The organism is Hymenobacter montanus (genome assembly GCF_014699115.1).
Classification (GTDB): domain Bacteria; phylum Bacteroidota; class Bacteroidia; order Cytophagales; family Hymenobacteraceae; genus Hymenobacter; species Hymenobacter montanus.
In genome coordinates this window covers 20,381-47,084 of record NZ_JACXAD010000003.1, presented here as the reverse complement: position 1 = coordinate 47,084, position 26,704 = coordinate 20,381, and the positions used below count along the sequence as shown (strand labels likewise).

The following is a 26,704-nucleotide window of genomic DNA, read 5'->3' as shown; positions in this document are numbered from 1 at the left end:
AAACAACCCGAAACTAGCTACTGCAAGCCAGAATCTACTCCCCGGGCGCCTTCATGTAGGTGCCGCAGCTGGCGCAGGTGCGCAGCTCTTCCGACGCCCAAAACCGATTCATGATGGGCGGCAGCTGCGCCACGATATCGGTGATTTCAGCAAACTCCTCGTGGAGCTTATTCCCGCAGTTCTCGCAGTACCACTGGAAGCCATCGAGCTCGCCGGGGCTGCGATAGCGCTCCAGTACCAGGCCCACGGTGCCGGCGGGGCGGCGGGGCGAGTGCGGCACGTTGGGGGGCAGCAGAAACATTTCGCCGGCGTTGATTTCAATGTCGACTGGTCGGCCATCCTCAATGATCTTAACTATCATCGTGCCTTCCTGCTGAAAAAATAACTCTTCGCCGGCGTCCACGTGGTAATCTTTACGGGCGTTGGGGCCACCCACTACCATCACGATGAAGTCTTTGTTGTCTTTGAACACCTGCTGGTTACCGACCGGGGGCTTGAGCAGATGGCGGTGCTCATCGATCCACTTTTGGAAGTTGAAAGGGCGGGGTATCATGGGGCGACAAGAGTAAAAAGTAAAGAAGCGGGAGCATTCAACTGCTGGCAAGATACAGCGCGAGCCGTCTGAATCTGCTGGGCCCGCTCGGGCGTTTTTAGCAGCTATCGGGAAGTGACGCGGGGAAGGCCTGTGCCACGCTGCCGCTTGGCTCGGCGTCTAGGATGACGCCCTGCTCGCCCCGCAACTGCGCCACTACCCTAGTGGTACGACCCAGACGCCCCCAATACAACCCTGCGCCGTCAGTTTTGCGGGGCTCTCGGTGGTTAATGCTGGCTGTAATTTGGCTGCGCTACTTTTGTCTCAGGTCGGCGGCATCCTCCTACTCTTTTTGGGCGAGGCTGTTTCGTCTGCCGTCATCGTCTTATGAGAAATGGGCTGCGCCTAATGCTGCTATTAGCCTTTTATGGCTCGCTATTTCTGGTGTTCACCTGGCCGCTAGCCCTCGATTTCTCTTCGTCGCTCTTGGTCGCACCGGGCCGTGAATCTTACCAGTTTCTTTGGAATGTCTGGCACTTTCGCCAGGCGGTGCTGAGCGGCCACAACCCTTACTACACCGATTGGCTGTTTTATCCGCATGGGTCGGGGCTGGTGATGCACACCTACACGCCCATTATCGGGCTGTTGAGCGTGGTATTGGGCGACGACATGCTGGCCCTGAACACGACCCTGCTGCTGAGCTACGCGCTATCAGGCGCGGGGGCCTATCTGCTTACGCGCCGGTGGGTGAGAAGCCCCTTGCTGTGCCTGCTGAGCGGGTTTATCTTCGCTTATGCCCCTTACAAGATGCAGCGCCTGCCTGAGCACTACAACCTGGTGCTGACGGCCACGGTGCCTTTTTACGTTTTGATGTTTCTGCGGGCGTTTGTATTTCGGGAGGGGCTGTTTTTACCGCTGGTGCGCAGCTGGCGCGCCGTAGCGCTGTGCTTGCTGCTGGGCATCATCACGCTACTCAGCGACTACTACGTGCTGTTTGGCCTCATCCACTTCTCGCTGATTTACGCGGCGTGGTTCTGGTTTCGCATCGGGCACATTCAGTGGCGCCGGCCACGCCCGTGGCTGTACCTGGTGGGCATTTTGGTTGGCAGCCACATCTTAATCCGGCTGATGCACCTGGCCGGGCTTAAAGACAATGGCATCTGGTGGGGTGGCGACGTGGTGTCGTACCTCATGCCGCCACCGACCAGCCACTTCGTGCATTGGGAGTGGGTCGAACGACTCCACCACAACCCCCAAGTATTCAACATGCCGGATTCGCTCGAAAACACGATATTTATCGGGTACGCCCTGCCGCTCCTGGCGCTGCTGTTGTGGGGCCTGCGCGTGGTACGTCGTCGCCCGGTATCGTGGCGCTTCCAGGATCTTCAAGGTCGCCCGCTCGCCTGGGTGTTGGTTATCTTTCTTATGTTCACCGTACCGGCACTCCGCATCTATGGCCACGACCGGCTAAACCTGCCCACGGCATTCCAGCATTTTATTCCTTTCGTCAACAACATCCGCTGTCCGACTCGTTGGATCATGATGATTGGCTTATTCCTGCCTATCATAACATTTAGCGCCCTGGAAGCTGCTTGGCGCGACCGCTGGAGCACTCTTAGCCAACACGCGCTGAGCCTGCTGTTAGCGGCAATTGTTATGATTGAGTTCTGGCCCAAACCCTATCAACGGGCGTCGGTGACGATGGTCCCCCCGGTTTTTGAAGAGGTAGCCAAGCTGCCCGGAACCACGTTGGTGCCCATTCCGCTGAGTATTCTGGATGGGAGCCGGCTGGTGGGCGCGGTAGAGTTCGAGCAGCCGTTTTATCAAACGTTCCACCACAAGAAGCTGCCTATTGGCAGCCTGTCGCGGGTAAGTCCCGAATTATTTGCCTCGCTCGACCAGGAACCGGTGCTACATGCGCTCCTGTCTATACAAACCAAGCCCGACACGGTGCCGCCCGCACAGCCTTCGCCGCGACAGGTTCAGCGTTTCCTGCGCACCTTCGACCCCGCGGCTTTCGTTATCAGCCCACCCTACCGCAACCAGCCCGTGCATGCTTACTTGCGCCAGCTTTTGCAGCCCTACCACTACCGCGAGCAGCTTGTTGGAGGTTATGTGCTGCTTACCCCTCCCATCCGTTAGCCTACCCTATTTTCCCCTGCGCCATCTATGAGCAGCCTTCCCCTAACCACGCATCGCGCCCTCGTGGGCGGCTCGACCCAGGGCATTGGCTGGGCCATTGCTGAAGCGCTGGCAGCTCAAGGCGCTGGCGTTACGCTGCTGGCCCGCAACGAAGCCCGGTTACGCGAATGCGCCGCGGCCCTGCCCGTACCCGCGGGCCAGGAGCACGATTATCTTGTAGCCGATTTCGATAATCCTGAGCACCTGGCCCGCGTGGTGCACGCGTACCTGGCCGAGCACCCCGGCGGCTTCCACATTCTGGTAAACAACACGGGCGGCCCCCCCGGCGGCCCCTTGCTGGAGGCACCGGTGGCGGCGCTACAGCTAGCCTTCAACCAGCATGTGGTGTGCAATCAGTTGCTGGCCCAAGCCCTGGTGCCGGGCATGCGGGCGGCAGGGTTCGGGCGCATCATCAACATCATCAGCACGTCGGTCAAGATTCCGTTGCCCGGGCTGGGGGTGAGCAACACTATCCGTGGGGCCGTAGCCAGTTGGGCCAAAACCCTGGCCAATGAGCTGGGGCCGCACGGCATCACGGTGAACAACGTATTGCCCGGGGCCACCCTTACCCAGCGCCATCACTCCCTGGTAGCGCACAAAGCCGCTCAAACCGGCCACCCAATGGAGGCGATTGAAAATGAAATGCTGAAGCTGATTCCGGCCCGGCGCTTTGGGCTGGCCGAAGAAGTAGCGACGGCCGTAGCCTTTCTGGCTTCTCCAGCGGCAGGCTACCTTAATGGTATCAACCTGCCCGTGGATGGCGGCCGAACCGGCAGTTTGTAGGTAGTAAGTTTGGCTCAATGCCAAGCTTCGGGAGCATTGTTGCTAGCTGAGCGTTAGCCACCGGCTGATGGTCAAATTCTATTACTTTTGCTTAAGCAAATTCTCCGTTTTGATAAAATTTGACACGCTCTCCATCGTCATTCCGGTTTACAACGAAGCCCGCACCATCCACCAGATTCTGGATTTATTGCGTGAGCTGAAACTGGTGAATAATATTAGCAAGGAAATCATCCTTGTCAATGACTGTTCCACTGATGATTCGGCCGACACTATCCGGGCTTACGCCATGCGCTATCCGGAAATGGGCCTGCGCCTGCTCGAACACGCCGTAAACCAAGGCAAGGGGGCAGCCTTGCACACGGGCATTCGCGAGGCTACCGGCGACTACGTCATCATTCAGGACGCCGACCTGGAATACGACCCCGAGGAGTATAACCTGCTGCTCAAGCCCATCCTCAAAGGCTTTGCCGACGTGGTGTTTGGGTCGCGATTCCTGGGTGGCAACCCGCACCGCATCTTGTTTTTCTGGCATAGCATCGGCAACAACATCCTTACCTTCCTGTCGAACATGGTGACTGACCTCAACCTGACCGACATGGAAACGTGCTACAAGCTATTTCGGCGCGATATCATTCAGGGCTTGCAATTGCAGGAAAAACGCTTTGGCTTTGAGCCCGAAGTAACAGCTAAGGTCTCCAGGGTGAAAGGTGCGCGCATCTATGAAGTGGGCATTAGCTACTACGGCCGCACTTATGCTGAGGGCAAGAAGATTGGCTGGCGCGACGGCTTTCGCGCCATCTATTGCATCCTAAAGTACGGCCTGCTAGGGCAATAAGGCCCGCCGCCAGTCTGGATTCTGGCTATTTCGGGCTGAAAGCCTCAGCCTGCAAGTCGTCTATGAAGCAGCCTGACCCCTGCTCATTCAGAATGTATACCCTAAGCACGTCGTCAGGCTGAGCCTCTTCCGGGAATGGGGCGTCGAAGTATACCTCGTTCCAATTACGGTTGATGCTCAGGTTGTTTTGCAGGCGCACGCCATTCCAGACAATGGTTTTGCCGGCGCGCTCCACAACCATGACCAGCTTGTTAGCCCAGGCGCCGTAGTCGCTGTACACCCGGCACGACGCTCGCAGGTATTGTCCGGGCGCCATGCCGGTATCGCCCAGGCGCAGGGTCAGCGACGGGCTGTAGGCATGTGCCGCATCAGCGTGGTACGACTGTCGGCTGAAATAGCCCAATTCGGCCGTAATTCCTGTAACCGTATCCACCGCCCCCTGTTCGAAGTCCAGTTTGCCCAGTAGCCGGCGCTGGTAGTACCGCTCGGCGCGGGGTAGTTGGGTTTTCACGTCCAGTAATGCATAATCCGCCTGCGTGGGCATGGTTTTATTGAATACAGCTAAGTAGTAGCGTCGGTTCATCTCCTCGGGATGAATGATGCTACGCATGTACTGCCAGTGCTGAAACAGGTTGAGACTGAGCAGCAGCCCCCCCAACACCACGGCCGTGCCCTGTACCAGGGCGCGGCGCTCGGGTGCCAGCAGCCAATTTAGGGCCGCAGCCCAGGGCAGGGCCAGCACGGCATAGCTCTGTACCAAGGCGCGTTGCCCAAGGCTGCCTCCATACCACCAGATATCCCAGGCCGATACTACCCACAGGTTGAGCAGGAAGTAAGCCAGTACCGGCACAGCTAGCGTCCGCTGCCGACGCCAGAGCACCACAAGCCCCGCCACCGGTAGCAGCAGCAGCGGTGAGTATAACAACCAGCCCTTACGGAAGCTGAAGAGCACCTCCCAAGTATGGGGGCGCAGGAAGCTGAAGTGCTGGTCACCGTAGCTATAAAACAGGAAGTGCCCAGTAGCCCAGTACCAGTATAGGGCCTGGGGTAATACGCCCAGCAAGGCACCGGCCGCCAGCAGCAGTACGTCGGGCCAGCGAGTGAGCAGCAGTTGTAGCTTCTGACGGGCAGCGGTCAGTGAGGTTACGCCCCACAGCAGGGGCAGCACCCCAGCCACGGCTTCCGAAGGCCGTATCAGGATCAGCAGCCCCAGGGTGAGGCCAATGGCCAAGGCCCGCCCACGGCTGGGCCGCTCGTGCCAGCGCACCGTCAGCCACAGCAGTAGGGCGTAACCCGTGAATAGGTAGGTATGAGCCATAGCTGAGTCGAACACCGCGTACTGAAGGTAGTTGGAACCCAGTACCAGCGTCACCAGCACCAGCGTCGTCGCCACCTCGGAGTAGTAGCGCAGCAATACTCGACGCAACAGGCCTAGGCCCAGCAGGCCATAGCACAAGCCCGCAAAGGCAATGGCTACCTGGTAAGGAGCGGAGAAGCCATCCTGGGGGTAGTCGAGCCAGCCCGCCGCCCAGTGGCCCAGCCAGAAAAACGGCGTCCAGAGCACGGCCAGTCCGCAGGTGTACTTCATCACTAGAGCGCCCTCCGGCCCATCAGGTACCTGGAAGGCTTGGTAGAAGCTTGAACTAGGCGAGTACTCACGCATTATGTCGGGCACAAAGCGCAGGTATGCAAGGTCATTGTAGATGAGCTTGGCAGGTAGGTAAAGGTAGTAGCCCATGGCATCCCAGGTCAGAATAGCCTGCACGTTATGCGTGTCCCAGTAAGGTGCCCAAAGCCTGGCCTGGAGCATCAGTAAAAAGAGCGTAACAAGGACAACCAGGGAGTAAGAAAAGCCAGAGCGGGAAGAATGCATAAGCAAAGAAAAACAGGAAGCTAAGAGACTTTAATCTGTAGCACGAGGAGGCCTTGCTCACTCAGGCGTTTTCGGAAACTACTCTACTTTCAGAATACGCAGGTCATCCATGTACACGCGTTGGTCACCCCTGCGCCACAGATAAGTCGAAAGCATGTGGGTCGGAGCCGTATTGGCGGGCAGAGTAAATTCCTGCGCTACCTCCACCCACTGGTTGTCCTTCTTAACTTGCTGCATAACGTCCAGGGCCTGCCAGAAATAAGGCTTTCTCTGTAAGTCCGCCGAGTCAACGATCTGCAGAACAATATTGGCTGCGGCATTTCGGTTGGGCACCAGTATCCAAGCCTGCACCTTGACTTTCTTCAGAGCAGATGCCGAAAGCGCCCGCAGAAAGTTCGTATAACCCAAGCTAAATTCGACCTTAGGATCCACAATGACAGAGTAGCGTCCGGAGTGAGCTTTCTCTTTGGTGAGCGAAGGCACCGGCATACCGCTGGTCCAGCCATCTACCGATTCGAAATTGTTGCTGGCAAGCAGGTTGGCCTCGTTAGGGTCAGCTCCCGGGCCGCTGCAGGCAGCCAACAGGAAAACAAAAAAAGGAAGGAGAGTTTTTGGCATTATATTAAAATCAAAGCGGAAACAGCAAACGAAACTAGGGATATAAAGTCCGCATTAACAAACCAGTGGTTACGCAGTTAGGACTGGGCAGTGCAGTTACGCCTGCCAGTGGAAATAGTGAGGTAAGTTAGCTAAGCCCTACTCTACCAGCTTAATTTTCAGGTCGTCGAGGTAAACCAGTAACTTGCCATCAGCAAGCCATAGGTATACCTGCAGGCGGTTCGTTGGCTTGGCGGCGTTGGGCATGATTATCCTTTGCTCCACATACCGCCATTTGTTACGGCTTTGTTAAGTGCTAGACCATCCCAAAGTAGATTAGGGGCGTTAGGCCTGCCTCCTTCACCTCAGTGACCAGCTTGCTCGGCGTGGGCGCTGGGAAGCGATACCCCGGCTCTGACGGTGAGCTTGGCCAGCCAGTCGGGTGCCAAGCGCCACTGGATCTTGGCATAACCCAAGCTAAACTTCTGAGTGGGCTCTTTCCCAACTCAGCGTAGCGGCGGCCGTGAATTGGCTAACCAGCTGTCAAAATCATGTAAATTTTTGATTGTTAAAACGTTATTGACAGGTGGAGCTGGGAGGCTTCTCAATGGCAGCCACTCAGGGCAAACATGGTGAGCAGAAGAGGAAAGGGGGTAATGAAGCATGAATTCAAGCAGCAGGAAAAAAGTAAAGAGTGAAGATTATAACTGTATGTGTTATCACTGATCAGGCTCAACCAGCACGGCTGCCCGCACCGACGTTGCAGATAGCATCAATACCATAAACACAGAAGTAAATACCCCTACCATTGCTAGATAAGTGTACGGCACCTGAACGAACGCATAAAAGGTGGCCAGATAGAGCTTCAAAACCACCACAGCATACAATTGGTAGTTCATGCGGGGAGACCGCTGACGCCAATAGAGTAGCCCAGCTCCCGTTACAATAGCTAGTAGGAGAATAACATGCACAGCCTTGAGTAACATCATTTTTTCTAGCGTTGAGCCAGATGCATATTTATAAAAGAACGGCGCCATTCCGACTCCATTGTATAAGTGTAGCGGGAGGCCGTTTTCGTTAAGATGAACCCATTCACCTACGGCGGCCATGGTATAATATGCCTGCACTTGGCCAGGCATGGTCCAGTCGTGCGAGAGAAAGGGTACTATGTACAGCAACAAGACCCCGATGAGCAGGGCTCCCGCCAGTAGCAGGACCCGGCGCCGGGAATCCTGGAAGAACATCATGCCCAAAAGAAGGGGCACCCAGAACACCAACGAATACCGCGATAGCAAGCACGCCAGCAGCCCTATCAGCACTAGTGACCAGGAGCGTAGCAGAATGCCGGATATTAGCAGCGAGTAATACCCGATAATTAAGGTTTCAACGGTGAGACCAAATGAAGAAGGATCAGTGAGCTGCATCAAATAGATGCTCAGGAATGGTACTAAAGCCAGTACCAAGGTCGGAAGCCAAGCCAGTTGCCGCCGCCAGAGCACCATGGCGTAACTGCCACAGCCTAGCACGAAGATACTCCAAGCCAAAATGCGGTAATCCAACCCTGTTTGCTCGGCAATTACAAAGGGGAACCAAGTGGCGGGTAAATATGTGGGCAGATCCAGATAGCCCATCTCCCACGTTAGGGGCGTATAGACTTCGGCTCCAACCAACCAGCGCGTAACGAATATTTTCAGAGCTGGGATGACGTCGGAGTACTTGATATTGATGATGAAGTCGCGTACAATATGCCTGATTTCTGTAGTGCTAACCCAGATGCCGACCGTAGTGGCCACTAACAACGCCAGGAACCGGGTCCACGTTTGGCGGGCCTTTGGTCGTGGATGTGCGGCCTCAGGCACTGGCCAAGGGCGGTAGCGGGCATATAAGTAGAATGATACACAAGCAGTTACCGAAGTTAAGTACAGTACTACCGGACTTAAATAGGCTCCCATACCTGCTCTAAACCGAGTAAATAGCAACAACTCCACTAGCAGTAGCAGGTAAATGAGCAACTGGGCGAAAAGGCTAGTAGATAATCGAAAAGATGCCATATGGCGCTAAAATTTGACTGTGCCAGCGTGATACGCGGCTCTTAAAACAAAGGTAAGCACTGCCCAGGCACAGGGCGTTGTACGCATCCCTAAATAGAGAGCCAGTTGTGCGTAGAGGAAAGCGTACTTTCACTACCTGACAATTGCGAAATGAAAAAGGGCGATTCACCGGAGCCCGGATGGTGGCCCTTCTCCAACAGCAAGCCAGCGGGCAGACCGTGGCACAAATCGTGTGCGAGCCTGGCCTGAGCGAGGCGATATTTTATGCCTGGAAAAGCAAGTATGCCGGGGCCAGCATAGCCGGGCTAACCTGGCCTAGGCACTAAGAGGAAGAGAATGAACGCCTCGAACAGATGTTGGCTGATTTAAGCGTAGAGCACCAAGCCATCGAGCAGATACTGCGAAAAAGGAAGTAGCCCTACGCCCCGCCAGGCAGCGCAGGGCTCAGTAAACAAAGGCTGGAGCCAACGGCGGGCGTGTGCCTCGAGCTTTCCCAGGCAGCTACCAGCTGGTGGAGCAGGGGCGCAACGACGAGTCTGTGCAGCACGCGCTGCGGACATTAACCGGTCGGCATCTCAGCTGGGACTTCTGGATGCTGGAGCCAACGGCGGGCGTAAGAATGGGCTGATGAGTAATCACAAGCACACCCTGCGCATTTATCGGGTACTCACCCTGAACCTGCCCCAGCGGCTGAAAAAGCGGGTGTCTGCCCGCGTCAGGCAGCCTTTGGCAGTGCCCGCGGCGGCTATCACCTGCTGGTCGCTCGACTTCACGGGCTGTTGACCGATGGCCGACGCTTTCGCACGCTGAACGTGCTCGATGACGATAACCGTGAGTTGCTGGGCGTAGAAATCGATTTTTCGTTGCCTGCTGCCCGGGTGGTGCAGACGCTGGTACGTTTAATCGAGTATCGTGGTAGACCGGCGCAGCGGCGCACCGACAATGGGCCGGAGTTTATTAGCGTCTGCTTGACCGAGTGGTGCGAGGCGCAGGGAATCACCTTGCGCTGGACTCAGCCCGACAAGCCGACCCAAAACGCCTACTGTAGAGTGCTTCAACGGCTCGTTTCGTCGCGATTTGCTTGACGCGCACCTATTTCGGTCGCTGGCCCACGTGCGCCAACTCGTAGACGAATGGCTGGACTATAACACGCAACGGCCGCATCAGACCTTGAATTTTATGACCCCACTCGAATTTAAACAAGCGGATTAACCTCTACTAACGACTGGCTTACCGAATGCGGAAGCGTACACCCAAAGTCATCTCTTACCCTGCGGGCTACGCTTCCCTAGTACTAAATAGTACCAAAGTGGAGAGGGGGCGGCAAGGTGTACTGCTACAGTACACGTATAATCTGTAGGTCGTCGATGTAAGCCGGCGTTTGCGAACCAGCGCTCCATAGGTACACCCTCAACCGATTGGTGGGTTTAATATCGGGCGGCAACGTAATTACCTTTTCTATTTTAGCCCAATGGTTACGTTCCTGCGTAGCTTTTGCAAGTTCAACTCCTTCCCACAGAAGATGCTTCTCCTCTCCCGGATTCATGACCTCTATCACTAGAGTAGCCGGCGATGAGCCTGGCAGTAGGTATACCCAGCCTTGCACCCGTATTTTATTAAGTTTAATAAGGCTTAGTTTACTTAGCTCGTTACTATACCCATTGCTGTATTCTACATCTGGGCCAACGCGGATTGAGAACTGGCCTGAGTGCGCTCTTTCCTTGGTCAGAGATTTATAGGGTGTTTCGCCTACCCAGCCCTCTAACGATTCGAAATCGTTGCTGGCAAGCAAATTAATAGCTTTCTCCGTACTATCGGACTTATTACAGGAAGAAGCCATCATCCCCAAAAGGAGAAGCACATACAGATTTTTTTTCATGCCTACTAAACCAGAAAAATTTGTGATCAATCAACAAAGATAAAAGTTTAAGATCGAATGCTGGCCTCCTACAACGTAACACAATCCACATTGACAGTCCAAGTTCCGGTTACCCGACAGAAGATCAGCATGACTCTATCGTCTTTTACTACTGATGGCTAGACGCTGGCAAGTTGAAACTAAGACATCAGAAATAAAATGATATCATTCCATTTATGTCCGCCGTCAGATCTTGCCCTTGCTGAATTGTTACCAACCAATCGTGTAGGTACATTAGAGAGTAATAGCAGGAACAGTATACCAAGATGTCACCATTTGTTACAGGATAGCCGCATCAAGAGGGGTGGCGTTAAATCTGTGTACTCAACTGGTTCGCTCGACGAGTTTACTTTTGGTCGTAGAGCTTCGCGGTAGTAGTCACGCCCCAATAATGCAGCATCTCGCCTGCAATTTTAGAATCCTGGGAATCGTTCATCGAAGACCAGTGCAGAAGAGTACAATAAGGAGAGATATGCACCACGGGGTCAGGCGATTGGGCTATCTGTTCTAAGGCCCATCGTTCGCAGTCGCTGTTATAGGGCATTTTTATTATAAGGTCAGCATAGATGAAGGCCCCCGAAAATAAGGCGACAACAACTGCATAACAGGCCCGGATGCGCCCCCTTAACTGCCCTAACAGAAAGAGCGTGGATATTCCATAAGCGAAAAACAGCCCGATCAGAATCGGCAGAATTGAGTCGCCTCTGATAAGGTATGGCCGATAAGGGCGGTAGCCTCCGAAGGGTAGTAACAGGATAAATACTACCGCAAACAGCCCCACCCACCGCAGGCTTTTCAGAATGTGTTGGCGCTCTGAAGAAATCGGTACAAAAAGGCGAATCAGCAAAGGATTGACCAGCAAGGCCCCAATAAGCAAAGGCAAGCCCCAATCCAATGTTATCTGCTGCTGGAAGCCAGTAGGCAGCAATCGGTACAACTCCGATAGAGTATGTGTATTAACATTCTCTATATTGCTTTGGCCGATATAAATTGAATAGATACTGAAGATGGCCAGAATGACCAATAGTGAGATTGCCTGCCCAGAGAGCCATCCTACTCTTAGCCGGAAGGCGCGGTGCTGCCATTGTTGACTAGCCCAATACAGCCCAATACAAATCATCAGTACTGCCACGGCAGCTGTAGCAATCGGGCCATTAAATGCTATTACTACCATTAGCAGCACTAGTAGGACCATCTGCCAGGGACGAAGGTGAAGTGGCTGGTTCAAGCAGGCAGCCCTGAAAAAGGGCCAGAGCATCAGCAGTAATAGCGCGATGGGAAGGGCATAGAAAAAAGAGTAGGTAATAGCATGATTAACAATGCCCATTTGCTCCGCGAATCCCGCCGTCTGAAACAATGGGGTCATTAAAACTACTCCCAGCCAGAAGTTCCAACTGTTGGATTTAATCCTAGCTCCCAGCCGCACATAAGCAGCTAGGATAACTAGAATCAGGATTTGAACAGCCGTATTAAATAAGGCACTGGCTATATACAGGCTATTGATAGGGGACGTAAAATGCTGGAGCAGGCGGGGCACCTGCTTCCAGTACAGGCTCATGCTGGCATGAGCGAAAAAACGGTTGGTCGCGGCGTATGCCTCGTTTTTCGTCAACACGCCCCACCCAAAGGGGTCTTCTAGCACCTTGGCATAATACGGGGCTGGCAATACTATGTGCACCAAGTCGCCGTCAAGTGGGAGCTGATAGTTGTGCCAATACGTAAGTATTATATCCAGTACTATCAGTACTACGGACAAGCCCAACCAGTAACGTTTATTCATTAGAATAAAAGAGAAATAATCTTACCAATCAGCTTATTCAACCACAACAATGATTTCTGGATGGAATGTTATCAATCCAGTATCTCATGGTAAGCCGCTTGCGCTAAATGAAGTTATTCCTTGATACTCAGCTCAATGTCATCCACCAGCACAAAGTCGCTGGCATCCGCCCGCCACAGCGAAAGACGAATATGCTGGGCAGCAGTAATATTATCGGGAAGCGTGAATTCTTTACTGACCTTCACCCACTTATTATAAGTCTTCACTTCTTGTCCAAGCTGAATTCCGTCACCGTATAGCATGTCGGAATTTGACGGGCCTCCCATCAATTGGATGCCCAGTACGCCAGTTGCTTTATTGCTAGGCAAAAACGCCCAAGCTTCCAGATGGAGTTTCTTGATTTTGCTGGGAGTAGCCATTCCCAGCGCCATATCGAAAGTTAAGCTGAATTCATGGCTCGCGTCTACCTTAATGGCATACTGCCCCGAGTGGGCCCGCCCCCGATCTAAAATGAGTGGGTCGACGTTCCAGCCAGCTACTGATTCAAAGTCGTTTGCCGTAATAATTTTATTGCCTGATGCACTACCTGATTTTTTGTCTGAGGAGCAGGCGCCAAGCAATATTAGGGCTAATAAAGCAGCAATATTTTTCATGAAGAAGGTTGAGAAGAGCTTATTAGAAATGGCAAAGTTAGACACTCGGCAAGGAAAACAAACTATGCCGCAACGGAGAGTTACGCTCTGATGTTACGCGGTGATTCGATTACTTTCTGGTGCATGGCGTTAACGTTGGCTAGCTGTACGGTCCGAGAATACAGTACCGTGATCTTAACTACCGAACCTCGCCAGCGCCTATGCGTGACTTGCTTCACGGCAGCGCCCGAACAACTCCGGCGGCTTATTCCTACAAAGTTCGGAAAGCTTACAAAGCTTAGCTACCTGCCACGAGGCCAGTCCCAAAACGGTGACCAAGTGGTGTAAACGCCCCACCACAGCCGAAGAAGAGACCATTGCCGGGGCCTTTCGCTACCACGCCCAGTTGCCCTTGGACGCGACTGTCTCTACGCTTCACCAGAACCGAAGCCATACCCCACCTCTTCTGCCTGGCCCTGCACTGCCCCACGGCATGAGTCGCCCACGGACCCGGAGTTGGCGGAAAAGAAAAAAAGTTACTACCCGGTGGGCTGCTTGCATGTGGGCTCTGCCCAAGCGCACAGCGGACAGGCCGTGTCTACCAATCAATTACGCGATGCGCTTTTTCGTCGCCATCGACCGTACGAGAAGCTGGCCGCTGACTTTTGCGCCGGATGCTGGGGCCGTTTCCTAATTTTCTATAAAGCGCATAGTGCCTAAAGTACGGACAGATAATGGTGCGCCGTTTGGTAACAGCCCCTGGCAGGTGTCCGCCTGGCAGCCTGTCTGCGACGAGTATGGCCTCGAGCACCGCCTTCCCAAACTGACCGGGCCACAACACCATTAACCACTACCAAACCACTGCGTAGCTCAACGAGCACCCGCAAGCCTTTTCATTGCCTGATAACTACAGCAAACGTCTCAAGCACCTGCTGGGCAAAACTCCCACGAATTTGTGGACATATAGGAGCAAAAGAGCCTGGTTATCTTTAGCCGAAACCCAACCCAGCTCACCTTGGGACTATACATCTTAGACAATATGAGTTGATGCTACACTAAATCAGCAACGGAAACAGCGCGACTGTTTAGTACTGTGTACTTTTGCCAGACCATGAACCTAACTTATGACTTATGAAGCCAGGTACCAATTGGCAGAACAGCATTGGTGGTTTGCTAACCGCCGCGACGCGGTGCATGACCTTATCACAAGCCTGCAGTTACCGAAGACGTCGGCCATTCTAGAAATTAGCTGTTTAGGTGGACCGCTGATTCAATGGTACCAGACTGCCTTCCATACCGGCCTTGCCAGCATCAATGTAAGTAGCTCCAACGTCGAGTTAACCAAGGCTCGGGGTGTAGCACCCAACATAGCGGTGATGAATAGGACCAACCTGGCTTTTGTAGAGCCTGTTTTAACCTGATGATTGCCTCTGACGCACTCGAACACATCAAAGATGAGGCAAAGGCTCTGCGGTCGATCCTAATTTTTATGTCTTTCAATGCCCACCCACGCCTACCTCTAGAACGAGTACGATGTGATGAACAACGACCGCCGGCTCCACTCCCGGCAGAGGCTGGGCAGCCCTGAAGCAGGCTGATCTGCTCGCCAAGCGTAATTCCTTTTGGAATGCGGCCCAGCTTTTTCCTGGTAGCGGCCTACGTTTAGGGCGCCAGTGGATTTCAGGGCGGCCCTCACCAGTTATCAAGGAGAGCGCTACCGGCGACTGCCTCTAGTTTGCGAGGCCTCCAACAGCCGGTTAGGAGGCCAAGTGAAGGCCGAAAACCAGTTGCTGCGTCACTCCAACCTGTCACTGTACATGAGCGTGTTTGCCTTGGTTCAAAAACTAGCCCGACTTCTTACCACCATCCTTATCCTCACCCCACGTGGAACTGTCTGTAATCATTCCTATTTATAACGAGGAAGCCAACATCTACGAACTCTACCGGCGCCTACTGAGTGTGTTGGAACCGATGGCGCTGCCCGGCAGCTTTGAGCTTATCTTCATCAACGACGGTTCCCGTGACCAGTCTTTACCTCTGCTACTGAACTTGGTAGCCCGCGACCAGCGGGTGCGCTATATCGACTTGAGCCGCAACTTTGGTCACCAGATTGCTGTCACGGCCGGCATCGACCGTGCTGCTGGTGAGGCCGTGGTGATCATCGACGCTGACCTGCAGGACCCGCCCGAACTGATTCCACTGCTGTACCAGAAAATGAATGCAGGCTTTGAGGTGGTGTATGCCAAGCGGCGCTCGCGCCGGGGCGAAAGTGCCGCCAAGAAGCTCACAGCGCGGCTGTTTTACCGGCTGTTGGCTAACATTACCCAAATCTCTATTCCGGTCGATACTGGCGACTTTCGTATCATCTCGCGCAAGGTGGTGGAAGGGCTGCGGCAAATGCCGGAACAGAACAAGTTCATCCGCGGGCAGATTTCCTGGATTGGCTACCGCCAAACTTTTATCGAGTATGACCGCGCCGAGCGGGTAGGGGGTGAAACGGGGTATACCTACCGCAAGATGATTCGCTTGGCACTGGATGGCATCACAGCCTTTTCTGATGTGCCACTCAAGATTGCCACTATAAGTGGGTTTATCGTGTCGGGTATCGCCTTCCTGGTAGCCATTTATACCTTGTATTCGCGGTTCATTAGCCACGATTACGAGCCTGGCTGGCCTTCACTTATGCTGAGTATCCTGTTTATGGGTGGGGTGCAACTCATCTCGATTGGCATTATTGGTGAATACCTGGCCCGGCTTTCGGCTAACGTACGCCAGCGGCCGCTGTACCTGATTTCTGATACCAACATTACTGCCGAGCCGCAACCAAGCCGCTAGATCCAGTTCCTGACGCGTGTTATGTTCTTTGCAAAAAATACCTTTGGTGAACTGGCCAACGCAGAATCAAGCCTGCTACGACACTTTCGTACAGGAGTTAATTAGAAATAACTTAGTAGCTGTTTGAGTTAGCGAAAAAATCACCTTTGCACGTCCTGCTCTATCTGGCGGCCGCTGGTTGGAGCAGGACCATTTTTGTGTACTCAAACAGCTTCTTGGAAACGAGTAACCGTAGCTAAAAAATAACTTTATTGGCTCGAAAGGGCATAATACGCGTAAAACACCCGTAGCCAAAAGCTCATCAGACGCCCATGCAGCCGAAGCATTCTGCGTATAGTAATAACACAGTCGAGCTGTTTAAATGCTCTCATCCGTAACCGGATAAAGGAATATGTCCTGCTGAGCTTAGGCACCCTTACTTAATTGATTAGGGCTGTATTTGAGTCCGTGTTCCGATCGCTCCGGGTATACCAACCCAGAAACGGCTCTGTTCTACTGCTGCGCGTAAGATGTTTCGGCTGCACAGACGCGCGATGATCAGAACCGCCCTATATTGCTTAGCTATTTATGGTTGACCAATTAGGAAAGTGGCTCTCTATGGGGCCGGGTTACCCATCGTGATCTAGGGCGTACTCTCCGTCAAGATATAGCGTAATGATTAGGAATGAGTCAGGTGAGCATGTGAGCATGTGAAACACAGAAAATTGTCGAGGACGCCGTACCTTGCTACCGTTTGCCCCAAGGTGATTTTTAAATTATGGCCGTCGATGGCAATTTTAACGCGGTTGCAGTGGCTGGTTCGGCCTTTGCTGAGCGAACAGGAACGCCGAATCGGCTCACAGCAACGATGGCGCAGCTTGCCATTGAGAACTCTGACCACCTGCGTGCCCGTCTTGCCGACGCAGTGGGCCGCAGTTGGCAACACCTGCGGATAGGCCCGCCAGGCGTCGGTGAGGTAGCACGTGTGATGGTAGCGACGGGGCAAGGTGTTCCAGCGCCGCGTCAGCATCGCGGTGCCCCGGTTGCCCAAGACCTGAGCCACGATGCGCCGGCTTGTCCGTTCAGCAGCCAACCAGTGCCACCCCTGGTGTTGCGTCCGGCCTACAGACGTCCACGCTTCATTAACCTACATAAGTTACAGCGCTTCCCAGCATTGGCGTTGTGCTTTTCTCGGCCGCCGCAGCGAGCTGCGTTCCAACAGCAAGCGGTCAGGCTGGGCGTATTGCCGTGCTATTTCCACGGCCGCCGGCTGGAAGTAGCCTTGGTGGGCCAAGCACTTAGCCCGTCCACCGTTGTATCCGTTGCGCCGAATCTATTCATTGGCGCAATTCATGGCTGCGTGTAAACCATGCCCCAAGCTACACCGCACACCTTAAAATTAACCCGCCACCAGACTTTTTACCTCCGATCTACTTCGCAACTTAGGTTACTTATGAAAATATCCGTCGTCGTCCCGGCCTATAACGAAGAAGAAAACCTTCCAGAGGTCGCTGCCCGCATAAAGGAGAACCTAACTGGCCGGTACGAACGTGAGTTGATATTTGTCGACGATGGCTCGCGGGATGATACAGGTCGGGTATTGCGCGAGATGCGAGAACAGGATGAAGAAATTCATTACGTCCTACTATCACGCAATTTCGGCCATCAGAGCGCCCTGCGGGCAGGGCTTGATTATGCCAGCGGCGACTGCATCATTTCGCTTGATGCTGACTTACAACACCCACCACGCCTTATTCCTGAACTATTAGGCCATTGGCTGGCAGGCTTTGACATCGTATACACACAGCGGCGCGACGACGAAAAGCTGCCGTGGCTAAAACGCCGGACCTCGGCCGCGTTTTACAAGCTGATGAACACGCTGTCGAGTGTAAATTTTGAGCCTGGTACGGCTGACTACCGCCTCATTGACAGGCGCGTAGCCGATGTGGTACGGGCCAGCCCCGATGTGGAACTGTTTCTGCGCGGCTTCATTCATTGGGTAGGCTTCCGGCAAAAAAGGGTGGAATACACGCCCGAGCCGCGTTTCCGCGGCACCACCAAATACACGCTAGGCAAGATGGTCCAGTTGGCCTTGAGCGGCATCACCTCCTTCAGCGTCCGGCCGCTGCACTTTGCTACGTTGGCTGGTGCGATAGTCTCGGTGCTAGCCTTTGCCTACGCGCTGTATGCGCTGTACGTCACGTTTTTCACTACTCGGGCCGTGGTGGGCTGGTCGTCTGTGCTGGTAAGTGTGCTATTCATTGGCGGCATTCAGTTGTTAGTACTGGGTATTATGGGCGAATACTTGGGCCGGCTATTTATGCAGTCCAAACAGCGGCCGCCTTACCTGGTACGCGAAACCGATGACGGCCTGCCGCGGCCTCCCGCTCCATTGTAACGCTAAACCGGTGCGAAAACGAAGCCTGCGGGCACGCCTTATGCGTAAGTTGCCAATTCATGGTTTGATGAAATATCCTTTTTATCATGCCTTGAAAACCACATGCTTTCGCCCGATGCGGCTCCAACCGGTTGGTGGTAGCACTGCTATTACTGGCGTATCTCGTTATCCTGCTGCCCCGGATGAAACCGTTGCGACCAGGCCCACCGAGTACCCGCTCACGTTAGCGGTGGCATTAAAACCTATTTCGAGCTGCTATTATGCGCAGCTCGAAATAGGCGTGCAGTTCATAGGCACGAACTGCCCCAATAGTGAGCCTTTCTGTATACCAACAGGCTCGCGTGCTACCGGCCTGGCTGCTCGAGGCTTGGGAAAGTGCATTTGAGCTGAAGCTGGGGCACTGTAGCCACGTAGTTCAACGTGGTAGGCACTGCCAGCCTCACTGCTGGTATTCCTGACAGCCGTTGTTGCCGCAGGAGCAAGCTGTTTGCTATGCTGTGTATCGGTATTGGCTGCCAAAGTTGAATTATTAGACATAATTAATCAATTGGTCTTCAAATCAGCTACTGGTAGCACGTGGCCCAGGGCGGCAAATCATGGGGTAGGTAGCGCCAAGTGCAGCCCGTGCGCACCAAGTAGCGCAAGGCGTTAAACAGCTTCCGCAGCGGGTATTGCCGCTGGCCTGCATCTTCCCGCACCAGCAACAGGTACGGCACTAAAAAGCCCCATTCCTCGTCGGTCACGTCGCTGGGGTAAGCGCGGCGGGTGATTTCCATACCCGCTAATTTCGCTCACAAGTCCATAACAACGTCTAGACCATTCCAGATATCAATGCTTGTGCCAGCGCTGGAAGGAGCGATCAGCCGCAAACTTGTCGTTGAGCAAAGGCGCATCAAAGGGTGTAGGAAAATTGAGCCAGCAGTGATGCAAAAACAACACGATAGCCATTAGAACTATACCATAAGCCGTAGCCTACGCCGCGGTGGGCCCTGCCAAGGACTTGCGGTTTGATGGAGCCAGTTTCCGTTCTTTGGCTTATGCTCCATATCCAGAACTACGTCAACGGCTACCTCATTCCGCCCCAGTCGGGCCGCTACCTCGATAACATGGAACCCGCCACCGGTCAGGTGTACGGGCAGATTCCCGACTCCGGCCCTGCCGACGTAGCCGCCGCCGTAGCGGCGGCCGAAGCCGCCCTGCCGGCCTGGCGCGCCCTGCCGGCCGAGGAACGAGGCCGCCTGCTAGTTAAGATCGCGGACCTGATTGATGCCAAGTTGGAACGTCTGGCTCAGGCCGAAAGCCAGGACAATGGCAAGCCCCTGAGCCTGGCGCGGGTAATGGACATCCCCCGGGCGGCATCTAACTTTCATTTTTTTGGCACCGCCGCCGAGCATTTTGCGACCGAGGCGCACCTGCAGGAGGGCATAGCCCTGAACTACACCGTGCGCCATCCCATTGGCGTAGTGGGGTGCATTTCGCCCTGGAACCTGCCGCTGTACCTCTTCACCTGGAAAATCGCGCCGGCCCTGGCCGTGGGCTGCTGCGTGGTGGCCAAACCCTCGGAAATCACTCCGGCCACGGCTTTCATGCTGAGTGAGCTCTGCATCGAGGCAGGCTTGCCGCCCGGGGTGCTCAACATCATTCACGGCACGGGGCCGAGCTGCGGGCAAGCCATCGTCGAGCACCCCGGCATCAAGGCCATCAGCTTCACCGGGGGCACCACTACGGGGCGGCACCTGGCCCGAACGGCGGCCCCCCTGTTCAAGAAGCTGAGCCTGGAGCTGGGCGGCAAAAACCCCAACCTGATTTTTGCGGACTGTGATTTGGCAACTGCCGTGGCGACCAGCATCCGCAGCAGCTTCGCGAACCAAGGGCAGATTTGTCTGTGCGGCTCCCGCATATTCATTGAGCGACCCGTTTACGAGGCGTTCAAAGCCGAGTTCCTGCGGCAGCTTAAGGCCCAGGTAGTAGGCGACCCGCTCGAAGCGGCTACCACCCAAGGCGCCCTGGTGAGCCAGGCGCACCTGCAGAAAGTATTGGCCTACATCAAGCTGGCGCACGAGGAAGGGGGCCGGCTGCTGGCTGGTGGCCGGCGCGTCAGCGTACCGGGCCGTTGCGCCGATGGCTATTTCCTGGAGCCCACGGTTTTTGAAAACCTGCCCCCCAACTGCCGAACCAACCAGGAAGAAATCTTCGGCCCGGTCGTTACCCTTACCCCCTTCGATACCGAGGAAGAAGTCCTGGCCTGGGCCAACAGCACCGACTACGGCCTGTCGGCTACTATCTGGACGACCAACCTAACCCGGGCCCACCGTTTGGCGCAGTCGCTGCACAGCGGCATCGTGTGGGTGAACACCTGGCTGCACCGCGACCTGCGCACCCCCTTCGGCGGGATGAAAAACTCCGGTGTTGGCCGCGAGGGCGGACTGGAGGCTCTGCGATTTTTCACCGAAGCTCAGAACGTGTGCGTGAAGCTATGAGTCCCCCTTTGCTCTCCGCTCGTAAGGCAGCGGCCAAATGGCGAATGGGTATCAAGGCAGCTTTACGTCGCCATAACTTTCTGCCGACGGCACCTGGCAGCTGATGCTGCTCAGGCCCGGCCGGGTCACGGGCTCGCGGGTTTCAGTCAGCCCCGGGGCGCAACTCGTTGAGCGAGTATGGTTCGGCGGGCACTAATCAGGAGCCCGGCACTGAACGCAGCAGGTTAAGAATTTAACGATAAAATATATATTTCCCGCACCGGTCGTTATTGGCGGTTGACTGTGATGAAACTTCCACTAAAAACCTGAGGTGGGCGGGGGTGTAAGTTGGCCTATAACGTACCGAAAACGCATGAATTACTTGAAATCACGATCCCAACCCCGCGCTTCATCTTACCTTTGCGGGCTGAACCGCCCGCCCGCCCCGAATGCCCCACTCTACTGCTGATTACTACGCCCATCCCACGGCTATTCTCGACGAGGGCTGCCAGATAGGTTCCGGCAGCCGCATCTGGCACTTTTGCCACATCTGCGCGGGTGCCGACATTGGCGAGCAATGCAATCTGGGCCAGAATGTGTTCGTGGCCGACGGCGTGACCCTGGGACGTAACGTGAAGGTGCAGAACAACGTGAGCCTCTACGGCGGGGTCGTGTGCGAAGATGACGTTTTCCTGGGCCCTTCGGTGGTGTTCACCAACGTGAAAAACCCGCGCAGCGCCGTGCCTCGCAAGGGAGCCGGCCAATACCAACCCACTTACCTGGAGCAGGGCGTCACGGTGGGAGCCAATGCCACCATCGTGTGCGGCGTGCGGCTGGGCCGGTACGCTTTCGTGGGCGCCGGCAGCGTGGTAACGCACGATGTTCCGGCCTACGCCCTCGTATACGGCACACCCGCCCGCCCGCAGGGCTGGATGAGCGCCTACGGGCACCGCCTGGCCTTCGATGCCACCGGCCGGGCCACTTGCCCCGAAAGCGGCGAGACCTACGAGATTAGCCCGGATGGAAATTCGGTGCGGCCGATAGCGGGCGTGAATAACAAGTTGCCGAAAATCAGCAACTAGCAAAGCAACTAGTAACTAGCAATCAACAACTACAAGTGTACGACCAACTATTGCGTAAAGAGGCCACTCTGGCCGTTATTGGCCTCGGTTACGTAGGCTTGCCCATTGCCCTGGAATTTGCTAAGCAACTCAAGGTGATTGGCTTTGATATTAATGCGGGCCGCGTGGCCCAGATGAAGCGGGGCATCGACCCCAGCGGCGAGCTGGGAAAGAAGGACTTCGAAGGCTGCGACATCACCTTCACTGATTCGATAGAAGTGTTGCGCCAGGCCCAGTTCTACATCGTGGCCGTGCCTACCCCCATCGATGAGCACGCCCAGCCCGACCTCAAGCCCTTGCTCGGGGCCTCGGGCTCGGTGGGCAAAGTGCTGAAAAGAGGCGACTACGTGGTGTTTGAAAGCACCGTGTACCCGGGTTGCACCGAGGAAGACTGCATCCCGGTGATGGAACGCTTGTCGGGACTGAAGTTTCCGCACGATTTCAAGGTGGGCTATTCGCCCGAGCGCATCAACCCCGGCGATAAAGAGCATACCCTCACGCGCATCGTGAAAGTAGTAAGCGGCTGCGACGCCGAGTCGCTCGAGACCATCGCCAAAGTCTACGAGCTGGTGGTGACCGCGGGCGTGCACCGGGCCAGCAGCATCCGGGTGGCCGAGGCCGCCAAAATCATTGAAAACACCCAGCGCGACGTCAACATCGCCCTGATGAACGAGCTGTCGATGATTTTCGACCGCATGAACATCAACACGTACGAGGTGCTGGAAGCGGCCGGCACGAAGTGGAACTTCCTGAAGTTCTCGCCCGGCCTGGTGGGTGGGCACTGCATTGGCGTCGACCCTTACTACCTTACTTACAAGGCGAAGGAGCTTGGCTACGACGCCAAAGTCATCCTTTCGGGCCGCACCACCAACGACAACATGGGGGCCTACATTGCTCGCAAAACGGTGCAGATGATGATCAAAAAGGGGAAGAACGTAGCCCAGAGCCGCGTGCTGGTGATGGGCGCGACGTTCAAGGAGAACGTAGAGGACATCCGCAATTCCAAAGTCGCCGACGTCATTCAGGAGCTGAAAAACTTTTCGGTAAACGTCGACATTGTCGACCCACACGCCGACTCCGACGAGCTGCACCACGAATACGGCTTCCGCCTGACGCACAACGACGACGTACGAACCGATTACGACGCCGTTATCGTGGCCGTGAGCCACCAGCCCTACGCCGCGAAAGACGAGGCCTACTTTCAATCCATCACTTCCGACAACGCCGTCCTGGTCGACATCAAAGGCCTGTACCGGGGCAAAATGAAAGAGCTACACTACTGGAGCCTGTAAAAGCTTGGTTGTTGGTGCTTGGTGCATGGAGCCTAGTGCTTGGCTTCTAGTGAGCAGGTTATCTGGCCCCACCTTTAAAATACCAAGCACCAAGCACTAACAACCAAGCACCAAAAACTAAGAACTATGAAAAAGATTCTGGTTACCGGCGGGGCCGGCTACATTGGCTCCCACACCGTGGTTGAGCTTCACCAGGCGGGTTATCAGCCGATTATTGTGGATGACTTCAGCAATTCGCAGGAATCGGTACTGGCGGGCCTCGAGTCCATTCTGGGCATGGCCGTGCCCACGCACCGCATTGACTGCGCCGACGAGGCGGCCCTGCGCGGCGTGTTCGCGGCCGAGGGGGACATTGCCGGCGTTATTCATTTCGCCGCGTACAAAGCCGTGGGCGAATCGGTGCAGAAGCCGCTGGCTTATTTCCGCAACAATGTGGGGTCGTTGCTGACCCTGCTCGCCGTTATGCCCGAGTTTGGGGTCGAAAACCTGGTGTTCTCGTCTTCGTGCACCGTGTATGGCATCCCCGACGCCCTGCCCGTAACGGAGGCCACGCCCACTAAGCCGGCTTCTTCGCCCTACGGCCGCACCAAGCAAATGTGCGAAGACATCGTGCACGACGTGTCGGCCGCACCCAACAATACCTTGCGCACCATCCTGCTGCGCTACTTCAACCCCATCGGGGCTCACGAATCAGCCCGGATTGGCGAGCTACCCCTGGGCGTACCGAACAACCTGGTGCCATTCATCACCCAAACGGCGGCCGGCATTCGGGAGAAGCTGACCATCAACGGCAACGACTACGACACGGTGGACGGCACCAACGTTCGCGACTACATCCACGTCGTGGACCTGGCCAAGGCGCACATCACCGCCGTGCAGCGCCTGCTCGACCGCAAGGCCAGCGAAACGGTGGAAACCTTTAACGTGGGCACGGGCCAGGGGAACTCGGTGCTCGAAGTGGTGCACGCCTTCGAGCAAGCCAGCGGCCAGAAGCTGAACTACAGCATTGGCCCACGCCGCCCCGGCGACGTGCCCGCCATCTACGCCGATGCCACGAAGGCTGCGCAGGTGCTGGGTTTCAAAACGGAAACTTCTTTGGTTGACTCCCTGGCTAGCGCCTGGAAATGGCAGCAGACCCTTTGAATGTGAGAAATTTAGATGATGTGGAAATGTGAAGAGGAACCTGCTTCTGATTCACACTAATTTCCACATTTCTCACATCTCCCCATTTCTCACATTCTTTAAATATGAAAATCCTCATTACTGGCGGCGCCGGCTTTATCGGTTCCCACGTCGTCCGGCTGTTCGTGACGAAGTACCCGAACTACCAGATCATCAACCTCGACGCGCTGACCTACGCCGGCAACCTGGAAAACCTGCGCGACATTGAGGACGCGGCCAACTACCGCTTCATCAAGGGCGACATTGCCGACCAGCCCTTTGTTGACCTGCTGTTCGCCAACGAGGAGCCGGATGCCGTGATTCACCTCGCGGCCGAGTCGCACGTCGACCGCTCCATCACCGACCCGATGGCGTTCGTGAAAACCAACGTCATTGGCACCGTGAACCTGCTGAACGCGGCCCGTCACCTGTGGCAGCCCGGCGGCTACGAGGGCCACGTGTTCTACCACGTGAGCACCGACGAGGTGTACGGCTCGCTGGACTTCGGCCCCGAAATGTTTACCGAGGAAACCGCTTACGACCCCCGCTCTCCGTATTCAGCTTCCAAAGCCAGCTCCGACCACTTCGTGCGGGCCTGGCACCACACCTACGGCCTGCCCATCAAGCTGAGCAACTGCTCGAACAACTACGGCCCCAACCACTTCCCCGAAAAGCTGATTCCGCTGGCCATTCACCGGCTGCGGACCGGGCAGCCCGTACCGGTGTACGGCAAAGGCGAAAACGTGCGCGACTGGCTGTTCGTGAAAGACCACGCCACAGCCATCGACGCAGTATTCCACCGGGGCAAAAACGGCGATACCTACAACATTGGCGGCGTAAACGAGTGGCAGAACCTCAAGCTGATTGAGCTGCTCTGTGACGTGGTGGACGAAAAAACCGGCCAGGCCCAAGGCACTTCCCGCCGGCTCATCAAGTTCGTGACCGACCGCGCCGGCCACGACATGCGCTACGCCATCGACTCCTCCAAAATCATGAACGAGCTGGGCTGGAAGCCGAGCGTGACCTTCGAGCAGGGCCTGGCCCAGACCGTGGACTGGTACCTCGCCAACGAGGAGTGGCTGAATAGCGTGACCAGCGGCGCCTACCAGGAATACAACCAGAAGCAATACAGTAACCGATAATGTGACAATGGGGAAATGTGAAGATGGGTGCTGTTTGGCGCTAGAGTATTTTCACATTTCTCCCATTGTCACATTTTACCACATTCATCATCGTGTACGAGATTCCCTTCCACGAGCAGCCACTCGACAACCTTACCTTTCTCGTGACCGGCGGCGCGGGCTTTATTGGCTCAAACATCGTGGAGTATCTGCTGAAGTACGGCGTTAAAAAGGTGCGTACCCTGGACAATTATTCCAATGGGTTCCACAAAAACCTGGCGCTGTTTGCCGGCAACCCCGCCCTCGAAATCATGGAGGGTGACATTCGGGAGGCTGCCGTTTGCGCCGCGGCCTGCGCGGGCGTCGACGTAGTGCTGCACGAGGCAGCCCTCGGCTCGGTACCGCGCTCCATTAAAGACCCCGTGCTAACCAACGACGTGAACGTGGGCGGCTTCGTGCAAATGCTCGTCGCGGCCAAAGACGCCGGCGTGCGGCGCTTCGTGTACGCGGCCAGCAGCAGCACCTACGGCGACCACCCCGGCCTGCCCAAAGTGGAAGACCGGATCGGCAAGCCGCTTTCGCCCTACGCCGTCACCAAGTACGCCAATGAGCTGTACGCCGACGTGTTCGGCCGCACTTATGGGCTGGAAATCATCGGCTTGCGCTATTTCAACATCTTCGGCCCGCGCCAGGACCCGGGCGGGGCCTACGCGGCCGTGATTCCGCTGTTCATCGACGCCATCCTGCAAAACACACCGCCCACGCTCAACGGCGACGGCGGCCAGACCCGCGATTTTACCTTCGTCGAGAACTGCGTGCAGGCCAACATTCGCGCCGCCCTGGTGCAACGGCCGGAGGCCCTGCACCAGGTGTACAATATTGCCGTAGGCGACCGCACCTCCCTGGTGGAGATGTACGACATCCTGCGCGAAGAAGCCGGCTCGAGCTTAGCCCCCAAATTTGGCCCCGAGCGGGCCGGTGACATCCGCGACTCCCTGGCCGACATTTCCAAGGCCAAGACCCTGTTGGGTTACGAACCGCAGGTGCGCATCCGGGAAGGGCTCCGCCAGACCCTGGAGTGGTTCCGGGCCAATCAGGAATTTATTGCGGAACGTAACTAAGAGCCCATCCGGAAAATAAGCGGTACATCCTGCCC

22 protein-coding genes and 2 pseudogenes are annotated in these 26,704 nt (G+C 55.6%); 15 read left to right on the top strand and 9 right to left on the bottom strand.

The window, feature by feature from the left end; genetic code table 11:
• Window positions 1–34: 34 nt before the first annotated feature.
• Window positions 35–553 (bottom strand): 3-hydroxyanthranilate 3,4-dioxygenase, encoded by a 519-nt coding sequence (locus tag IC235_RS03210; RefSeq protein WP_191003735.1) that lies wholly within the window; start codon window positions 551–553, stop codon window positions 35–37.
• Between the two features lie 366 nt (window positions 554–919).
• Here IC235_RS03210 and IC235_RS03205 point away from each other — a divergent pair, with 366 nt between their 5' ends.
• The 3 genes from IC235_RS03205 to IC235_RS03195 all read left to right on the top strand — a co-directional run bounded on the left by IC235_RS03205 (window position 920) and on the right by IC235_RS03195 (window position 4,331).
• Window positions 920–2,674, top strand: a complete 1,755-nt coding sequence (locus tag IC235_RS03205; RefSeq protein ID WP_191003734.1) for a glycosyltransferase family protein — start codon at window positions 920–922, stop codon at window positions 2,672–2,674.
• Window positions 2,675–2,701: 27 nt separating this feature from the next.
• Window positions 2,702–3,496: an SDR family oxidoreductase gene (locus tag IC235_RS03200; RefSeq protein ID WP_191003733.1), complete on the top strand. Its 795-nt coding sequence runs from the start codon at window positions 2,702–2,704 to the stop codon at window positions 3,494–3,496.
• A gap of 109 nt (window positions 3,497–3,605) precedes the next feature.
• Window positions 3,606–4,331: a glycosyltransferase family 2 protein gene (locus IC235_RS03195; RefSeq protein ID WP_394355239.1), complete on the top strand. Its 726-nt coding sequence runs from the start codon at window positions 3,606–3,608 to the stop codon at window positions 4,329–4,331.
• A gap of 25 nt (window positions 4,332–4,356) precedes the next feature.
• Here IC235_RS03195 and IC235_RS03190 read toward each other — a convergent pair whose 3' ends face one another.
• The 3 genes from IC235_RS03190 to IC235_RS03180 all read right to left on the bottom strand — a co-directional run bounded on the left by IC235_RS03190 (window position 4,357) and on the right by IC235_RS03180 (window position 8,594).
• Window positions 4,357–6,204, bottom strand: a complete 1,848-nt coding sequence (locus tag IC235_RS03190; RefSeq protein WP_191003731.1) for a hypothetical protein — start codon at window positions 6,202–6,204, stop codon at window positions 4,357–4,359.
• 78 nt (window positions 6,205–6,282) lie between these two features.
• Window positions 6,283–6,822: a carbohydrate binding domain-containing protein gene (locus IC235_RS03185; RefSeq protein ID WP_191003730.1), complete on the bottom strand. Its 540-nt coding sequence runs from the start codon at window positions 6,820–6,822 to the stop codon at window positions 6,283–6,285.
• A gap of 698 nt (window positions 6,823–7,520) precedes the next feature.
• Window positions 7,521–8,594: a hypothetical protein gene (locus IC235_RS03180; RefSeq protein WP_191003729.1), complete on the bottom strand. Its 1,074-nt coding sequence runs from the start codon at window positions 8,592–8,594 to the stop codon at window positions 7,521–7,523.
• Window positions 8,595–9,479: 885 nt separating this feature from the next.
• Here IC235_RS03180 and IC235_RS03175 point away from each other — a divergent pair.
• Genes IC235_RS03175 through IC235_RS22735 form a run of 3 tightly spaced genes read left to right on the top strand, consistent with a single transcriptional unit; the run spans window position 9,480 to window position 10,064 of the window.
• A complete protein-coding gene (locus IC235_RS03175) occupies window positions 9,480–9,635 on the top strand; it encodes a hypothetical protein (RefSeq protein ID WP_191003728.1) in 156 nt (51 codons plus the stop codon).
• A complete protein-coding gene (locus IC235_RS03170; protein WP_191003727.1) occupies window positions 9,632–9,937 on the top strand; it encodes a DDE-type integrase/transposase/recombinase in 306 nt (101 codons plus the stop codon). Before IC235_RS03175 ends, IC235_RS03170 begins: the two co-directional genes overlap by 4 nt.
• The gene (locus tag IC235_RS22735; protein WP_191003726.1) at window positions 9,930–10,064 is read left to right on the top strand and encodes an integrase core domain-containing protein; all 135 of its coding nucleotides are present in this window, start codon (window positions 9,930–9,932) and stop codon (window positions 10,062–10,064) included. Before IC235_RS03170 ends, IC235_RS22735 begins: the two co-directional genes overlap by 8 nt.
• Before the next feature lie 124 nt (window positions 10,065–10,188).
• Here IC235_RS22735 and IC235_RS03160 read toward each other — a convergent pair whose 3' ends face one another.
• The 3 genes from IC235_RS03160 to IC235_RS03150 form a co-directional block, all read right to left on the bottom strand.
• Window positions 10,189–10,731: a carbohydrate binding domain-containing protein gene (locus IC235_RS03160; RefSeq protein ID WP_191003725.1), complete on the bottom strand. Its 543-nt coding sequence runs from the start codon at window positions 10,729–10,731 to the stop codon at window positions 10,189–10,191.
• Window positions 10,732–11,116: 385 nt separating this feature from the next.
• A complete protein-coding gene (locus tag IC235_RS03155; protein WP_191003724.1) occupies window positions 11,117–12,550 on the bottom strand; it encodes a hypothetical protein in 1,434 nt (477 codons plus the stop codon).
• Between the two features lie 113 nt (window positions 12,551–12,663).
• Complete coding sequence (locus IC235_RS03150; RefSeq protein WP_191003723.1) at window positions 12,664–13,203, bottom strand: carbohydrate binding domain-containing protein; 540 nt, start codon at window positions 13,201–13,203, stop codon at window positions 12,664–12,666.
• Window positions 13,204–14,306: 1,103 nt separating this feature from the next.
• Between IC235_RS03150 and IC235_RS03145 the strand changes: the two genes are divergently transcribed.
• Complete coding sequence (locus IC235_RS03145) at window positions 14,307–14,603, top strand: hypothetical protein (protein ID WP_191003722.1); 297 nt, start codon at window positions 14,307–14,309, stop codon at window positions 14,601–14,603.
• A gap of 463 nt (window positions 14,604–15,066) precedes the next feature.
• Window positions 15,067–16,017: a glycosyltransferase family 2 protein gene (locus IC235_RS03140; protein ID WP_191003721.1), complete on the top strand. Its 951-nt coding sequence runs from the start codon at window positions 15,067–15,069 to the stop codon at window positions 16,015–16,017.
• 658 nt (window positions 16,018–16,675) lie between these two features.
• Here the strand turns inward: IC235_RS03140 and IC235_RS03135 are convergent.
• Window positions 16,676–17,128 (bottom strand): annotated as a pseudogene (locus IC235_RS03135) (IS1 family transposase); the annotation flags it as partial.
• Between the two features lie 321 nt (window positions 17,129–17,449).
• Here IC235_RS03135 and IC235_RS03130 point away from each other — a divergent pair.
• On the top strand, window positions 17,450–18,394 hold the full coding sequence (locus IC235_RS03130; protein WP_191003720.1) for a glycosyltransferase family 2 protein: 945 nt from the start codon (window positions 17,450–17,452) through the stop codon (window positions 18,392–18,394).
• A gap of 566 nt (window positions 18,395–18,960) precedes the next feature.
• On the opposite strand, the pseudogene IC235_RS03125 reads toward IC235_RS03130, so the two are convergent.
• Window positions 18,961–19,170: pseudogene (locus tag IC235_RS03125) on the bottom strand (transposase); the annotation flags it as partial.
• Between the two features lie 261 nt (window positions 19,171–19,431).
• Here IC235_RS03125 and IC235_RS03120 point away from each other — a divergent pair.
• The 6 genes from IC235_RS03120 (at window position 19,432) to IC235_RS03095 (ending at window position 26,669) form a co-directional block, all read left to right on the top strand.
• Window positions 19,432–20,874 (top strand): aldehyde dehydrogenase, encoded by a 1,443-nt coding sequence (locus IC235_RS03120; protein ID WP_191003718.1) that lies wholly within the window; start codon window positions 19,432–19,434, stop codon window positions 20,872–20,874.
• Window positions 20,875–21,302: 428 nt separating this feature from the next.
• Window positions 21,303–21,935: an acyltransferase gene (locus tag IC235_RS03115; protein WP_191003717.1), complete on the top strand. Its 633-nt coding sequence runs from the start codon at window positions 21,303–21,305 to the stop codon at window positions 21,933–21,935.
• 35 nt (window positions 21,936–21,970) lie between these two features.
• A complete protein-coding gene (locus tag IC235_RS03110) occupies window positions 21,971–23,266 on the top strand; it encodes a nucleotide sugar dehydrogenase (RefSeq protein WP_191003716.1) in 1,296 nt (431 codons plus the stop codon).
• 126 nt (window positions 23,267–23,392) lie between these two features.
• Window positions 23,393–24,409 carry a UDP-glucose 4-epimerase GalE gene (galE, locus tag IC235_RS03105; protein ID WP_191003715.1) on the top strand — a complete coding sequence of 339 codons (1,017 nt, stop codon included), beginning with the start codon at window positions 23,393–23,395 and terminating at the stop codon, window positions 24,407–24,409.
• A 104-nt stretch (window positions 24,410–24,513) separates the two neighbouring features.
• Window positions 24,514–25,569 carry a dTDP-glucose 4,6-dehydratase gene (gene rfbB / locus IC235_RS03100; RefSeq protein ID WP_191003714.1) on the top strand — a complete coding sequence of 352 codons (1,056 nt, stop codon included), beginning with the start codon at window positions 24,514–24,516 and terminating at the stop codon, window positions 25,567–25,569.
• Window positions 25,570–25,634: 65 nt separating this feature from the next.
• Window positions 25,635–26,669 (top strand): SDR family oxidoreductase, encoded by a 1,035-nt coding sequence (locus tag IC235_RS03095; RefSeq protein ID WP_223847058.1) that lies wholly within the window; start codon window positions 25,635–25,637, stop codon window positions 26,667–26,669.
• Window positions 26,670–26,704 lie beyond the last annotated feature (35 nt).